At 65.2% G+C, this 15,338-nt stretch carries 15 protein-coding genes; 14 read left to right on the forward strand and 1 reads right to left on the reverse strand.

Annotated elements, in window-relative coordinates; translation table 11 throughout:
• The 14 genes from BS38_RS0121935 to BS38_RS0122000 all read left to right on the forward strand — a co-directional run.
• A partial coding sequence (locus BS38_RS0121935) for an ATP-binding cassette domain-containing protein (RefSeq protein WP_028272703.1) occupies positions 1 to 542 on the forward strand: 542 nt, incomplete at its 5' end.
• 31 nt (positions 543 to 573) lie between these two features.
• On the forward strand, positions 574 to 2,004 hold the full coding sequence (locus BS38_RS0121940; RefSeq protein WP_028272704.1) for an aldehyde dehydrogenase family protein: 1,431 nt from the start codon (positions 574 to 576) through the stop codon (positions 2,002 to 2,004).
• A gap of 24 nt (positions 2,005 to 2,028) precedes the next feature.
• Entirely contained in the window at positions 2,029 to 3,978 is a 1,950-nt protein-coding gene (gene iolD, locus BS38_RS0121945; protein ID WP_028272705.1) for a 3D-(3,5/4)-trihydroxycyclohexane-1,2-dione acylhydrolase (decyclizing), read from the forward strand.
• Positions 3,975 to 4,748, forward strand: a complete 774-nt coding sequence (locus BS38_RS0121950; RefSeq protein WP_028272706.1) for an HpcH/HpaI aldolase family protein — start codon at positions 3,975 to 3,977, stop codon at positions 4,746 to 4,748. The genes iolD and BS38_RS0121950 overlap by 4 nt, the downstream gene beginning before the upstream one ends.
• A gap of 26 nt (positions 4,749 to 4,774) precedes the next feature.
• The gene (locus BS38_RS0121955; protein ID WP_028272707.1) at positions 4,775 to 5,986 is read left to right on the forward strand and encodes a Gfo/Idh/MocA family protein; all 1,212 of its coding nucleotides are present in this window, start codon (positions 4,775 to 4,777) and stop codon (positions 5,984 to 5,986) included.
• A 2-nt stretch (positions 5,987 to 5,988) separates the two neighbouring features.
• Entirely contained in the window at positions 5,989 to 7,014 is a 1,026-nt protein-coding gene (locus tag BS38_RS26035; RefSeq protein WP_043439663.1) for a LacI family DNA-binding transcriptional regulator, read from the forward strand.
• An 80-nt stretch (positions 7,015 to 7,094) separates the two neighbouring features.
• Positions 7,095 to 8,027 carry a hydroxyacid dehydrogenase gene (locus BS38_RS0121965; RefSeq protein WP_028272708.1) on the forward strand — a complete coding sequence of 311 codons (933 nt, stop codon included), beginning with the start codon at positions 7,095 to 7,097 and terminating at the stop codon, positions 8,025 to 8,027.
• Between the two features lie 96 nt (positions 8,028 to 8,123).
• The gene (iolG, locus tag BS38_RS0121970; protein WP_028272709.1) at positions 8,124 to 9,137 is read left to right on the forward strand and encodes an inositol 2-dehydrogenase; all 1,014 of its coding nucleotides are present in this window, start codon (positions 8,124 to 8,126) and stop codon (positions 9,135 to 9,137) included.
• A gap of 3 nt (positions 9,138 to 9,140) precedes the next feature.
• Positions 9,141 to 9,926 (forward strand): SDR family oxidoreductase, encoded by a 786-nt coding sequence (locus BS38_RS0121975; protein ID WP_028272710.1) that lies wholly within the window; start codon positions 9,141 to 9,143, stop codon positions 9,924 to 9,926.
• Positions 9,923 to 10,810: a sugar phosphate isomerase/epimerase family protein gene (locus BS38_RS0121980; RefSeq protein ID WP_081819014.1), complete on the forward strand. Its 888-nt coding sequence runs from the start codon at positions 9,923 to 9,925 to the stop codon at positions 10,808 to 10,810. Before BS38_RS0121975 ends, BS38_RS0121980 begins: the two co-directional genes overlap by 4 nt.
• The gene (locus BS38_RS0121985) at positions 10,807 to 11,832 is read left to right on the forward strand and encodes a Gfo/Idh/MocA family protein (protein WP_028272712.1); all 1,026 of its coding nucleotides are present in this window, start codon (positions 10,807 to 10,809) and stop codon (positions 11,830 to 11,832) included. The genes BS38_RS0121980 and BS38_RS0121985 overlap by 4 nt, the downstream gene beginning before the upstream one ends.
• A 2-nt stretch (positions 11,833 to 11,834) precedes the next feature.
• The gene (locus BS38_RS0121990; RefSeq protein ID WP_028272713.1) at positions 11,835 to 13,328 is read left to right on the forward strand and encodes a CoA-acylating methylmalonate-semialdehyde dehydrogenase; all 1,494 of its coding nucleotides are present in this window, start codon (positions 11,835 to 11,837) and stop codon (positions 13,326 to 13,328) included.
• Positions 13,329 to 13,466: 138 nt separating this feature from the next.
• Positions 13,467 to 13,769 carry a hypothetical protein gene (locus BS38_RS26040; RefSeq protein ID WP_043439665.1) on the forward strand — a complete coding sequence of 101 codons (303 nt, stop codon included), beginning with the start codon at positions 13,467 to 13,469 and terminating at the stop codon, positions 13,767 to 13,769.
• A 107-nt stretch (positions 13,770 to 13,876) separates the two neighbouring features.
• Positions 13,877 to 14,635, forward strand: a complete 759-nt coding sequence (locus tag BS38_RS0122000; RefSeq protein ID WP_028272714.1) for a MerR family transcriptional regulator — start codon at positions 13,877 to 13,879, stop codon at positions 14,633 to 14,635.
• A 27-nt stretch (positions 14,636 to 14,662) separates the two neighbouring features.
• Here BS38_RS0122000 and BS38_RS0122005 read toward each other — a convergent pair whose 3' ends face one another.
• Entirely contained in the window at positions 14,663 to 15,307 is a 645-nt protein-coding gene (locus BS38_RS0122005; protein WP_051629096.1) for a DNA alkylation repair protein, read from the reverse strand.
• Positions 15,308 to 15,338 lie beyond the last annotated feature (31 nt).

The raw sequence follows: 15,338 nt of genomic DNA on the forward strand, positions 1-15,338 counted from the left end.
CCTCCGGGTTCGGGCCGTTCAAGAGCCTGGATGTGCAGCAGATGAAGGACATCACCAAGCATGAACTGGCCGAGATGGGCATCGACCTCCGGGACGTGGAGCAGCCCATCGGCCAGCTCTCCGGCGGTGAACGCCAGTGCGTCGCGATCGCCCGCGCCGTGTACTTCGGCGCGAAGGTCCTGATCCTGGACGAACCCACCGCGGCCCTGGGCGTGAAGCAGTCCGGCGTGGTGCTCCGCTACATCCTGCAGGCCCGCGACCGCGGCCTGGGCGTCATCTTCATCACCCACAACCCGCACCACGCCTTTCCCGTCGGTGACCGGTTCCTGCTCCTCAAACGCGGCAAGTCCATCGGCTACTACGACAAGAAGGACATCACCCTCGACGAGCTCACCGCGCAGATGGCCGGCGGCGCGGAACTGGCCGAACTCGCCCACGAACTCGAACAACTCGGCGGCCACAGCGACGTCGTGAAGGAAGTCCAGGCCGAAGTAGCCGACGTTGCTGACGCGGCGTACGAAAGCACCTCCAGGCGCCACTGAGCGCAAACGTTCACAACCAGATGGAGCAACCATGCACATGCTAATTGCCGGAACATGGCGCGGTGCTGCCGACGGCAGGACCGAGGAAGTCCGCTCACCTTTTGACGGCCGGGTCATCGATACGGTCCCCGTGGCTACAATCAACGACGCTCAGGCCGCCCTGGACCAAGCAGAGATCGGTGCGCATTTGCAGCGGTCCACTCCCGCACACGAGAGGGTGGACATCCTTCTCCGGGCAGCTGCCCTGGCCGACGAACGCGCCGAGGACATCGCCCAGACCATCAGCGCGGAAACCGGGAAGCCCATCACGGAGGCACGCGGTGAAGCCGGCAGGTCCGGGAACATCATCCGGCTTGCTGCCTACGAAGGGAGCCAGCTGTACGGCTCCACCCTTCCCCTGGATGCCAACGCCGGCACCGGGCTGGAGAAGATCGGCTTTACGCTCCGGCAGCCTGTGGGCATCGTCGTCGCCATCACGCCGTTCAACTACCCTGCCCTGCTGGTGCTGCACAAGATCGCCCCGGCGCTGGCTGCCGGCAATGCCGTGGTGCTCAAGCCGGCCCGCGCAACGCCTCTCACGGCCTTGAAGCTTGCCCAGTGTTTCGTCGACGCCGGTCTCCCGCCCGAAGCGCTGTCCGTCCTCACCGGTCCCGGCAGCACCCTCGGCGACGTCCTGGTCACGGATCCACGGGTACGGAAAGTCTCCTTCACCGGTTCCACCGCCACAGGAACCCGCATCAGCTCGATCGCCGGCGTGAAGAAGCTGTCCTTGGAACTGGGAGCCTCATGCCCCGTCATCATCCTCCCGGACGCGGACATTGAACTTGCCGCCACTGCCGTGGCGGCGGGCGGTTTCATCAACGCCGGCCAGGTCTGCATCTCCGTGCAGCGCGTCATCGTCGACCGCCGCGTCGAAGCTGACTTCCTGGATGCTCTGGTCCCGAAGGTCGAGGCGATCACCGTCGGCAATCCTAAGGAAGACGACACTCGGCTCGGATCGCTGATCTCCGAGGAGGAAGCCTCGCGCGTGCACGCATCGATTGCGGAGGCCCGCCATTCAGGTGCCCGGGTCCTCACCGGCGGTGACCGTGACGGCGCGGTGGTGACTCCCGCCGTCGTTGCCGGAGTCGACCCGGGGTCGAACCTGAGCCGGAACGAACTCTTCGGCCCGGCGGTCGCCGTTACCTCCGCACAGGACATCGAATCCGCCATCGCCTTGGCCAATGACAACGACTACGGTCTCGGCGCCGGGATCTTCACCAGCGATATCGCCGGAACTGTCCGGGCCATGCGGCAGATCGATGCTGGAAACATTCACATCAACTGGACGCCCCTGTGGCGTGCCGACCTCATGCCCTACGGAGGACTCAAGGGCAGCGGCATCGGCAAGGAAGGCGTCCGCTCCGCCGTGCAGGAAATGACCGAAGAGAAAACGGTCATTCTCCACGGACGCCCCTGGTAACCCCACCGACTTCTGGATAAGGCAATGACCACTAACTCGCAGACCATCCGACTGACCACCGCCCAGGCGGTCGTCAAATACCTGTCCGTCCAACACTCCATTACCGATGGTGTCCGCCGCCGCCTCGTGCCCGCAGCCTTGGGAATCTTCGGGCACGGCAACGTGGCCGGCCTGGGCCAGGCCTTTGACGAATTCGCCGATGACATGCCGTTCATCCAGGGCCGCCACGAACAGTACATGGCACACATTTCGACGGCGTACGCGAAGGCGAGCCGGCGGCAAGCCGTTCTGGCCGTGACAGCTTCGATCGGGCCCGGTGCCCTGAACCTGGTCACCGCGGCCGGGCTGGCAACCGTCAACAGGCTTCCACTCCTGCTGCTGCCGGGTGATACTTACGCCACCCGCCACCAGGGTCCGGTCCTGCAGCAGCTCGAGCACCCCACCGAAGCGGACGCCACCGTCAACGACGCCTTCCGCCCGGTCTCCCGTTTCTTTGACCGCATCACCCGTCCGGAGCAGCTCCTGACCGCGCTGCCCCAAGCGATGCGCGTCCTGACCAGCCCCACCGACACGGGCGCCGTCGTCCTTTCCCTGCCCCAGGACGTGCAGTCCCACGCCTACGATTTCCCCGCTGAATTCTTTGCGCCCCGGGACTGGAAGATCCGGCGTCCGCTGCCTGACCCGGCGGAAATCGCGGAAGTGGCCGAACTCATCCGGGTGGCTGAGCGTCCGGTGATCATCGCCGGCGGCGGCATCCATTACTCGGACGCACACGCTGCACTGGAGGCGCTGGCAGGACACATCGGAATTCCGGTCGTGGAGACTTTCGGAGGCAAGGGCGCCGTGACTAAGGACGAATGGTGGCAGGTGGGCGGCGTGGGCCTGGAGGGCAACTTCGCCTCCAACACCCTCGTCAAGCAGGCCGACCTGGTCCTGAGCGTCGGGACCCGGCTCACGGACTTCGCCACCGGTTCGCAGTCGATCTTCGAGAACGCGGACGTCCGCTTCGCATCCTTGAACATTGTGGACGCCGATACCCGCAAGCAAGGCGCCACCGGCATCCTCGCCGACGCCAGGCTCGGCCTGGAATCGCTGACCCAGGCACTGGAGGGCCACAGCACCACGGAAGCCTGGCAGGAAACGGTTCACACCGAAAAGGCTAAGTGGGCACCCATCCGGTCCACATGGCTCGACGCCGACACCCCCTTCCGTCCGGAGGACCACCCGGACGCGCCGGTTACCGGCGCGGTCCTGACCCAGCCGCAGTTGATCGGAATCATGCAGGAGCATGCACGCTCCGGCGACACAGTCATCGCCGCCGCGGGAGGGCCTCCGGGTGACCTGCAGAAGGTATGGGACGCCACGGGCAACCGCAACTGCCACCTGGAATTCGGGTTCTCCTGCATGGGCTACGAAATCGCCGCCGGCATGGGCGTCCGGCTTGCCGAGGGCAACAACGAGAACCGCGTGGTGACCTTCATCGGCGACGGCACCTTCCTGATGGCGCCCACCGAAATCCTCACCGCAGCCCAGGAAGGCCTGAACGTCACGGTCATCGTCTCCGAAAACCATGGATACCAGGTCATCCACCGGCTGCAGATGAACCGCACCGGAAAGGAATTCGGCAACGAATTCCGCTACCGCACCACCGGTGGCAGCGTAGCCGCAGAGGACGCCCCGAAGGCCCGGCTCGACGGGGACTACCTCAAAGTCGACCTCCGCCAGATCGCCGAGGGCCTGGGCGCCCTGGCCATCCGCGCCACAACCGCAGCGGAGGTGCGCGAGGCGCTGAGCTCCACCCGCGACACCCAGGGACCGGTGGTCATTGTGGTGCCAACAGTTCCCCACGTCGACCTGCCCGGCGGCGATGTCTGGTGGGACGTAGCCCCGGCAGAGGTATCCGACCAGGAATGGGTCAACACCCTCCGTGCCGACTACGAGCAGGCACGCGGCCGCCAGCGGTGGTTCGGATGAGCAACGGACCACTGAACGCAGGGCACCTGCGCCGGCGCCTCGCCGAAGGCGAAGTTACCGTCGGAACCTTCGTGGGAATGTCATCGGCCACCGCCGCAGAAGTATGCGCAGCTGCCGGTGCGGACTGGGTGCTGATCGACCTTGAACACGGCTCCGGCGGCGAAGACGCGGTCAGGGACGGCGTTGTTGCGGCCGGAAGCTACGGCGTCCCCACCATCGTGCGGGTTGAATCCGGCGACCGCATCCGGATCGGGCGTGTCCTTGACCAGGGCGCGGCCGGGATTATGGTTCCACGGCTGGCCACCGTCGGCCAGGCCGCGGAATCGGTGCGGCACATGCTGTATCCGCCCCGCGGGGACCGCGGCGTGGCCACCTACAACCGGGCCTGCCGCTGGGGCATGGACCGCCGGACGCTCACCACACCGGACCAGGAAACCCTCGGCATCATCCAGATCGAAACGCTAGAGGCGCTGGACTCCGTCGAAGACATCGCCGTCCAGGAGGGAGTCGACGTCGTCTTCGTCGGACCCCTGGACCTCTCCTACGCACTCGGTGTCCCGCTGCAGCTGGACAGCAACGTCTTCCAGGAAGCCCTGCAGCGCGTCGTCTCCGCGGCTCAACTGCACAACAAGGCGGCGGGGATCCTGGCGGTGGACGGTGTGGGAGCCGCCAAGTACGTCCGCCAGGGCTTCCGGTTCGTCGCCATCGGCTCCGACTCAACCATCATGGCGGCGGCGTTCCGTGACGCCTTCGACACCGCCCGCAACTGACCAACACCTCAACGAAAGGCAACAACGTGACCCTAGAATCTCGCACCATCGGCGTCGGCCTCATCAGCGTCGGATGGATGGGCAAGCTCCACTCGCGCGCCTACCAGGCCGTACCGTACGTCTACCCCGAGCTCGGCCTCAAGACAAAGCTCGTCATCGCCGCCGACACTGAGCCCAGCCGGGTCGAATTCGCCCGCGATGTCCTCGGGTACGCCGAGGGCACCGCCAACTACCACGATGTTCTCAACCACCCCGACGTGGACGTCGTCTCCATCTGCGCGCCCAACTTCCTCCATGCCGAGATCGGCATCGCAGCCGCCCAGGCAGGAAAGCACTTCTGGATCGAAAAGCCGGTCGGACGCGGCTACCAGGAAACAGCCGCCGTACAGGAAGCTGCCGTGGAAGCAGGCGTACTGACCACGATCGGCTACAACTACCGGCACGCCCCCGCGGTGGAACACGCACGGGAACTCATCGCCGCCGGACGCCTCGGGCGGGTGACCAACGTCCGGACGGTGTTCTTCTCCGGATACGCCTCCGAGCCCAACGGTGCCCTGTCCTGGCGCTTCGACCGGAAACTCGCCGGCACCGGCGTGTTGGCCGACCTGTTCAGCCACGCCACCGACCTGTGCCAATATGTAGTCGGACCCATCGCTGAGGTCACTGCGCTCACCAGCACGGTCTACACGCAGCGGCCAAAGCTCGCCATGGGTTCCGCAACGCACTTCGCAGTAATCGAAAACGGTGAAATGGGAGAGGTCGAAAATGAGGACTACGCAGCAGCGCTGGTCCGCTTCGGCCCGTCCGCCCGCGGTGCAGGAGCCGTCGGCACCATCGAGTCGTCCCGCGTCGCCGTCGGCCCCGAATGCGGCTACCAGATCGAAGTCTACGGAACCGAAGGTTCCCTCAAATGGGACTTTGAGCGCATGAACGAGCTCAAGGTGTGCCTGGGGCGCAGCAACCAGGAACAGGGCTACACCACAGTCAACGCCAGCCCGCGCTACGGCGACTACGCCCACTTCCAGCCCGGCCCCGGCAACAGCATGGGCTTTGACGACCTCAAGGTCATCGAAGCGAAAAAGTTCCTTGTGGCCGTCGCGGGTGGGGCCCAGGAAAACTCCAATATCCACGACGCCGCGTCCGCGGCCGCAATCGTCAGCGCGGCCGAAGCATCCTCCATCTCCGGTCAATGGCAGAAGATCGAGGAAATCCACGGCACCACGGCAGCGCGGGTGTAGCGATGGCGACTGCATCCGCTCGGCGGCCAACGATCAAGGACGTGGCCGAACGCGCCGGCGTATCCAAATCCTTGGTCTCACTCGTCCTGCGCGACTCACCACGCGTCAGTGACGAACGCCGCCAACGGGTGCTCAAGGTTGTCGAAGAGATGGGCTTTGAGCTGAACCTCGCAGCCCGGTCGCTGGCAACACGGGACAGCGGAACCATCGGCGTGCTGGTCAGCGACATGCACAACCCCTGGGCTTTCGACGTAGCCGACGCAGCCCGGACCGTGCTGGAAGAAGCCGGACACACCGTCCTCTTCAGTGCGGTCACGGCGGCCGGCAGGGGAGTGGACCAGTCCATCCTCCAGGCGTTTCGGGACCTGCGTGTCGCTGGCCTGCTCGTGGTCGGAACGGTGCCGGACAAGGCACCGTTCAACCGGGCGGTTTCCGGGGGAGCGGTGGTCTTTGCCGGCGGCGGCCCGGACTACATCGACACCGCAGATGTGGTCCGCAGCGACGACGCCCTCGGCATGACTCTGGTGGTCGAGCACCTGATCGCCCAGGGACACGAGAACATCGTGCACCTTGGCGGGCTGGGCGGCTCCGTGGGCCGGGCACGCGTGGACGGTTACTCCGCCGCCATGGAAGAACACGGGCTTGCCCGCCACATCCACGTCGTCGACGCCGACTTCTTCCAGGAGTCCGGATACGTCGCCGCCCAAAGGGCCCTCAGCTCGTCCCGTTCCAGGCACCAGCGCCCCACAGCGCTGGCCTGCATCAACGACCTCGCCGCTTTCGGTGCCATGACGGCTGCCGATGAACGGGGCGTCGAAGTTGCCATCACCGGATACGACAACATCGCGTTGGGTGCCATGCCCCGCCTCGGGTTGACCACCGTCGACCCGGACAGCTCCGGCATCGGCGTCGCCGGCGCGAAAACGCTCCTTCAGCGCATACAGGACCATGACTTTGGCGGCGGCTTCGTCCACCAGCCGATCGTCCCCCACTTGGTCATACGCAAGTCCAGCCTCCTCGGCATCTAAACCACTTCACACCCATTTCGTTACCCCGCGGGCCTCCCATGCCCTGGCGGGCGTGCACCTTCACATCTTCAAGGATGACGATGGCTTCCATAACCACACCCCAAATAGTTGTAGCTCTCGGCAACGTAGAAGCCGGACTGGTCGAACCGTTACTGGCTCCGCACCAACAAATGATCCACAACCCCACGGAGGAGGACCTGGCGCGTGCAGATGCCGCCATCGTCCGTGCCGCCTACCACGTGGACCGCGCGCTCCTGGACCGCATGCCCGCCCTGAAGGTCATCGCCCGGACCGGGGTCGGCACCGACCTCGTCGATGTCGCGGAGGCAACCCGCCGCGGCATCCCCGTAGTCATCACGCCCGGAAGCAACACAGCGTCCGTCGCGGAAGGTGTCTTCTCCCACCTCCTGGCCCTTGTAAAGAAGCTGTCGGCGCTAACGTCGCTTGTCCGAAGCGGCCGCTGGGAGGAAAGGTCCACCGTGGCCGTCGGCGATTTGGAGGGCTTCACCCTGGGCATCATCGGATACGGCCGCATCGGGCGGCGCGTCGCCCGAATCGCCGAGGCCTTTGACCTCAACGTCCTCGCCTTTGATCCGTTCGCCGACGTCCCGGCCGGAATCCGCTGCGAATCGGTGGAGGAATTGCTGGGCCGGAGCGATTTCGTCACCCTGCACGTGCCGTTGACCCCGGAAAACCAGAACATCATCAATGCCGAACGACTCGCTTTGATGCCCGCAGGGGCCATCCTTATCAACTGCAGCAGGGGCGGGCTCGTCGACCTGGACGCAGCTCATGACGCACTTCTCTCAGGGCAGCTGGCCGGCATCGGCTTGGACGTCTACGATCCTGAGCCCCCGGCCCACCACCCCGTCTTTGATCACGAGAACGTGGTCCTGACGCCCCATCTCATGGGTTTTACCCGGCAGGGCATGGTTCACACAGTCCGCGACGCTGCCCGGGGCGCCGTGGACGTCCTGGCGGGCAGGCCCCCGGCAGCGGTGGCCCGGCCATGACGGCGCCGCCTCCCTCACCATCAATCAGCCGCAACCAGCCGCAACCAGCCGCAGGCGAATCATCCGCCCGCGGAAAAAACGAAAGGACCAGCACGCATGTCCGCTAACCGACCACTCAAGGTTGCACTCTTCGGATCCGGCCGAATCGGCCACGTCCACGCCAGGAACATTGCAGACCACCCTGACCTGGAACTGGCCTGGATCGCCGATCCGTTCATCAAGGGCGCCCAGGACCTGGCCGCCGCCACCGGGGCGCAGGCGGTCGAAACAGCTGATGAGGTTTTCGCGAACCCTGACCTGGATGCCATCATCATCGGGTCACCGACGAGCACCCATGTTGACCTGATCTCCCGGGCCGCGGCCGCCGGCGTGGCGGCCCTCTGCGAAAAGCCCATCGATCTCGACATCAACCGTGTCCGTGAGTGCCGGGACCAGATCCGCGGCACGAGCAGCCCGCTGATGCTCGGCTTCAATCGCCGCTTCGACCCGAATTTCGCGTCTCTCCGCTCACGGGTTGAGGCCGGCGAAATCGGCCGCCTGGAACAGCTGACCATCATCAGCCGGGACCCGGCCCCCGCGCCCAAGGCGTACATCGAGACCTCCGGCGGAATCTTCCGTGACCAGAGCATCCACGACCTGGACATGGCCCGTTTCTTCGTTCCGGACATCATCGAAGTCTCCGCCACCGGTTCCAACCTGTTCTGCGACTACATCGAAGAGGCCGGTGACTTCGACTCGGTGGTCATCAACCTGCGGGGACGCGGCGGTGAGCAGATCACGATCATCAATTCCCGCCACAGCGCCTACGGCCATGACCAGCGGCTGGAAGCTTTCGGCAGCGAGGGACTCCTGACGGCCGGCAACATGGCCCCCACCACCGTGCGCAAGTACAGCGCCGCGGGCACCGAAGAGTCCGACGCCTACCTGCCGTTCTTCCTGGAACGCTACGGCCAGGCCTACCGCAATGAGCTTGACAGTTTTGTCCGGGCAATCCGCGGAGGAACCATCTGCAGCCCCGGTTTCGACGACGGCGTGATGGCCCTGGTACTGGCCAACGCCGCAGAGGAGTCCGCCAGGTCCGGCCGCGTGGTCACCATCGGGAAGGAGTAGCGAATGAACAGCCCCCTCCTCGCGGACAAGGTGGTCCTAGTCAGCGGCGGCACCCAGGGCCTCGGGGCCGGCATTGCCCGCCGGGCGGCAGCCGAAGGCGCGGCCGGAGTGGCCGTGACCGGCCGGAACGCCGGTTCCGGTGAACAACTGGCCGCCGAGCTTGAGCAGTCGGGCGTCACAGCCCGCTTCATCAAGACCGACCTGGCCGACGTCGAGCAGGCACGCCACTCGGTGCTGGAAACCATCAGCACCTTCGGACGCCTCGACTGCGTCGTCAACGCGGCCGGCCTCACCACCCGCGGAACCATGCTCGATACAACCCCGGAACTCTTTGATGCGCACATCGCCATCAACCTGAAGTCGCCGTTCTTCATCATGGCGGAAACGATCAAGCACCTCCGGGAACGCGGAGCTTCCGGCAGCATCCTGAACATCATCTCCATCGCCGAACTCGGCGGCCAGCCCTACCTGGCGCCCTACGTGGCGGCGAAAGCCGGCCTGGCAGGCGCCACCCGGAACGCCGCCCACGCGCACCGCTGGGACAAGATCAGGATCAACGGCCTGGACATTGGATGGACGGCCACCGACGGCGAGGAGGAGACCCAGCGGAAATTCCACGGCGCAGGCGACGACTGGCTGGAAAAGGCCAACGCCTCGGTGCCGATGGGCAAGCTCGGACAAGTGGACGAGATCGCCGAATTTGCAGTTTTTCTCCTCTCCAGCAGGAGCGGAGTGGTCACGGGCTCGGTCATTGACTGGGATCAGAACGTACTTGGAGGATCAGATTGAGCATCATCACCAGCCGCCTCGCCGCCGCCCCCATCTCCTGGGGTGTGTGCGAAGTCCCCGGGTGGGGGCACCAACTGGAGGCAGACCGGGTCCTGTCCGAAATGACCGCCATTGGCATCACCGCGACGGAATTCGGCCCGGCAGGTTTCCTGCCGGAGGAAGCAGCCGCTCGCGCCGAGGTCCTTCGGCGGCACAACCTGCAGGCCATCGGAGGATTCTTCCCGATCGTCCTGCACGACGCCGCCAAGGACCCGCTGAAGGCGGTGTCGGCCGAACTGGATGCCTACCAGGCAGCAGGAGCCAGCATCATGGTTTTGGCCGCGGAGACCGGCGTCGCCGGCTATGACCAGCGCCACGAGCTCGATGCCGATGGCTGGCACCTGTTCGGACGGAACCTTGACACCATCGTCAAGGCCGCCGCCGATCAGGGCATCCAGGCAGTAGTGCACCCCCACGTGGGCACCATGATCGAAACGACGTCGGACGTCAACCGCGTCCTGAACGACACGGGGGCGAACCTGTGCCTTGACACCGGACACCTCCTCATTGGCGGGACGGACCCCGGGCAGCTCGTCCGGGACTATGCCTCACGCATCGGACACACCCACCTCAAAGACGTACGCAAGGCCGTCGCCGAGCGGGTGCAGAAGGGTGAAATCTCCTACACGGACGGCGTCAAGACCGGGATGTACGTCCCGCTTGGGCAGGGAGACGCCCGGATCTCCGACATCGTCCTGCACCTCCTCGAGGCTGGGTATGGGGGGTGGTTCACGATGGAACAGGACACCATCCTGGAGGCGGCACCCGAGGGCGAAGGGCCCGTCCGGGATGTCCGGCAGTCCGTGGCGTTCCTCCGGACGTTGGAAGCCGGGCTCACCACATGAGCGCGGTGCGATGGGGCGTTCTCACCACTGCCCGGATAGCCCAGGACCGGTTCCTACCGGCAATGCAGAAGGCCCGAAACGCGACCGTCGCAGCGATCAGCAGCCCGAACGGCCGCGCCGGCGAGGTCGCTGCCCGGTTTGGCATCCCGGCCGTGTACGCATCACACGAAGACCTGCTGTCTGATCCGGCAATCGAGGCCGTCTACCTTCCCTTTCCGAACGGTTTGCACGCTGAATGGATCATTGCAGCAGCCGAGGCGGGCAAGGACATCCTGTGTGAGAAGCCACTGGTTTGCAGCCTTGAAGATTACGCCCGCGTCGTCGAGGCCTGCAGCCACAACGAGGTGAACCTGATGGAAGCGTTCATGTACCGTTTCCATCCGCAGCACCAGAAAGTCCGGGAGTTTATCGATGCGGGCCGAATCGGTGACGTTGTCTCGATGCACGCGCGTTTCCACTTTGTGATGAACCGCGCCCCGGGAGAGGTGCGCCTTCAGGCGGGTCTTGAAGGCGGTGCCGTCAATGATGTGGGCTGCTATGCCATCGACATCATGAACATGGTCATGGGGCGGGCGCCGGTGAGCGTTTACGCCAAAGGAACCAGCCCTGCGGATCCTGTTGAGACCACCGTCGCCGCGATCCTGGACTACGACGGCGTCATTGGAACCTTGGACTGCGGCTTCGAAGGACCCCGCACCAACACGTTCCAGGTCATCGGCACCAAGGGGCAGATCACGCTCGACCAGGCGTTCGACCCGATGCCCGGAGACCCTGCACGGGTGACGGTTTCGCTTCGGGACGGCAGCAGCGAGGTCTTCGATATCAACGAAGACCAGTTCAAAGTCGAAATCGAACGGTTCAGCACGTGGGCGCGCAGCTCCGGGCACGAGGTCATTCACCGGGAACTGACCGAACAAAATCTGGCCGTCCGGCTCGCCATCCATGAATCCCTTGCCGCAGGACTCCCACGGAACGTCGAACCGGTACATGCCGTGGAACACCACTTACTTCAGGAGCAATAGCAATGACCGTCATCAACCACTTCATCAGCGGATCCGAAGCCGCCGGAACCGGTACGGACACCAAACCCGTCTACAACCCCGCCACCGGCGCCGTCACCGCAGAACTGCGGCTGGCCAGCCGGGCGGATCTTGACGGCACCGTCGCGGCGGCAAAAGCCGCCGCCGTCAGCTGGGGCGACATTTCCCTGGCCAAGCGCACCGCGGTGCTGTTCAAGTTCCGCGAACTCGTCGCCGCCCACGTGGAGGAGCTTGCCCAGCTCATCACGGCCGAGCACGGCAAGGTCCTTTCCGATGCCAAGGGCGAGATCGGCCGCGGCCTGGAGGTCATCGAATTCGCGTGCGGTATCCCGCAGCTGCTTAAGGGAGAGTACTCGGACCAGGTCTCCACCGGCATTGATGTGTTCTCCTTCCGTGAGCCCATTGGCGTCGTCGCCGGCATCACCCCGTTCAACTTCCCGGTCATGGTGCCGCTGTGGATGGCTCCGATGGCCATCGCCACCGGCAACGCCTTCATCCTCAAGCCCTCCCACCGGGTCCCTTCTGCGGCCATGCTGTTGGCCGAGCTCTTCAAGCAGGCGGGACTGCCCGACGGCGTATTCCAGGTCCTGCACGGTGACCGCGAAGTGGTCTCAGGCCTCCTGACGCACCCGGACGTAGACGGCATCTCCTTTGTGGGTTCCACCCCGGTGGCCAAGCACATCAACGAGGTAGCAACCGCGCACGGTAAGCGGGTCCAGGCTTTGGGCGGCGCGAAGAACCACGCGATCGTCCTTCCCGACGCCGATCTCGACAACGCCGCGGACCACCTGGCTGCCGCGGCGTTCGGTTCCGCCGGCCAGCGCTGCATGGCCATTTCCGTTGCCGTTGCCGTCGGCGATGCCGCCGATCTGCTGGTGAAGAAGGTCGAAGAACGCGCCGTGGCTGTGAGGGTCAGGAACGGCATGGAACCGGACGCTGATATGGGACCGGTCATCAGCTCAGAGTCCAAAAACTTCATCATCAAGACCATCACCGAAGCGGAGGCCGCCGGTGCCGCCATGGTGGTGGACGGCCGCGACCTGGTGATCCGCGGCCACGAGGAAGGCTTCTGGGTCGGGCCTACCGTGATCGACCACGTCAAGACCGAAATGACCGCCTACACCGAGGAAATCTTCGGCCCCGTCCTCGTGGTGGTCCGCGTCGAGGACCTCGAGGAGGGCATCAGGCTGATCAACGCCAATCCCTACGGCAACGGCACGGCCATCTTCACCTCCTCCGGCGCAGCGGCCCGGAAGTTCCAGCGTTCGGTTGATGTCGGCATGATCGGCATCAACGTGCCGCTGCCTGTGCCGGTGGCCTACTACTCCTTCGGTGGCTGGAAGGCCTCGCTCTTCGGTGACAAGCACATCTACGGCCCGGAAGGCGTGTCCTTTTACACGCGGGGCAAGGTCGTCACCTCCCGCTGGCCCGAAGCGAGCCACGCCTCCGGGGCGTCGTACAACTTCCCCTCCAACTGAACGGATCCCGGCTGCGCTGACATGGCCAGCGCAGCCGGTCCCGTGACGGAAGGGACCCCGGGCATTCCGCCCCTATCTTGTCGCACCTGCCGCACCGACGATTGACGGAGAAGGACATGCGCGAAGGGAGGCACCGCGATGCAGTGGGATCTGGGACTCCAGGGCCTGGGGCTACTCGTGGCACTGTCCCTTGGGTTTGGCCTCGTCACCGCGCTGGCCGTCGGCAGGGGAGCGGCACGCCGGCTGTGGTCCATGGCGATCGCAGCCGTCGCTTGCTTCGGCGTCGGGCTGATCACCAGCGAGATGTGGTTCGGCTGGGCCACCCAGGAGGAACTCCAGCCGAACATCGACGGGCTTTCTTTCGACGAGGTGCTCCTGTCCGGAGCAGTTACGACCGTGCTTGTGGTCCTGGCCGCCAGGCTCCTCCCGCGCAGGGCTTGAGCCGCTCCCGGCACGTTCTTTCCCGCGTCTCCCCGCGCCCTTGACCTTGCCGCTGCGTCAACCTTTAGAGTCGGATCATAGGACGGACCCACGGAGGGGAGGCGCGCATGGACTGGTCGATCCAGGAGATCGCCAGGATCGCCGGCACCACAAGCAGGGCGCTGCGGCACTATGACGAGATCGGCCTGCTCAAGCCGAGCCGGATTGCCCATAACGGGTACCGGCACTACGACCAGGAAGCTCTCCTTCACCTTCAGCGGATCCTGTTGCTGCGGGAGTTGGGCCTTGGGCTGCCGGTGATCGCCGACGTGCTCAGCAACGAGTCGGACGCCGCTACGGCCCTGCGTGGGCACCTGAGATGGCTTCGGCACGAACAGGAACGGCTGAGCCGGCAGATTCTGTCCGTCCAGAACACTATCGAGGCAGTAAACGAAGGTAGGGAACTCATGGCAGAGAACATGTTCGACGGCTTTGACCACACTCAGTACAAGGAGGAGGTGGAGGACCGTTGGGGCAAGGATGCCTACGCCAGCAGCAATACCTGGTGGCAAGGAATGGACGGCGCGGAAAAGGCGGCGTGGAAGCAGCGCTCGCAACAACTCGGAAGCGACTGGATCGCAGCGGCCGGCAAGGGCGTCGCCCCGGACAGCGACGAGGCGCAGGGGCTTGCACGGCGGCAGGTGGAATGGCTCCGTGGTATCCCCGGGACCCCGGCGTCAGCGCCGGGCGGTGACCTGAAAGGCTACGTGCTTGGCCTCGGCGAAATGTACGTTGCCGATCCTCGGTTCAGCGCGAATTATGGCGGCGAGTCCGGGGCCGGGTTCGTGCGGGAGGCCCTTCGCGTGTATGCGGAAGCGAACCTGTAAGCGCACACCAGTTCTCCGAACGCGCTCCTAGTTATCGTGTTGCCGGCGTACCATCGCTGTAATCCAGGCGGGCGCGAACGGAGACGTGCAGTTCGGCGGAGTCGGGTAGTCCTTGAGCACTTCCAGGCGTTCACCGATGCCGATGGCACGAGCGCGAAGTTCAGCATGCTCAATCCCGATTTGGGCCAGGCAGTGGTTCATCGCCCACTGCAGGCGATCCGGGGCTTCTTTCATCTCCGCTTCAATGACATCGAGCAGCCCTGCGAGGTCCAGGCCCTCGGGCTTCTTCGCCACGCGTTCGGTGGTCAGCGCCCAGCCGGCGCTCGCGACCACTGGATCCGGATCAGGGGACCAGGCGAGGCGCAGATCCTCGGCGTGAGCGCTCTTCTTCACGACGTAGTTCACAAGCCAGTCGTGAACCTTGGGAGTGCGGGCCGCCCGCAGCATGACGTCCAGCTCGTCACGGTCAAACGCCTTCGGGCGGCAGATCAGGATCGCCAGCAGCCTCGCCGCGGTGTTCTCCGTCCGCCAGAGCTCGCGTGCGAGTTCCTGCTGCGTCTTCAGCCGCTTCGCGAGCCCGCGCAGTTTGCTGAGATTCACGCCGTGATCGTCACCGTGTTTCTCGTTCACCTCGCGGGCCCTCGGGTCCTCGAGCGCGTCCAGCTCCGCCATTACTTCGGCCACCGTCGTCTCTGCCAAGTCA

The sequence above is a fragment of the Arthrobacter sp. UNC362MFTsu5.1 genome, assembly GCF_000685965.1.
GTDB lineage: Bacteria > Actinomycetota > Actinomycetes > Actinomycetales > Micrococcaceae > Arthrobacter.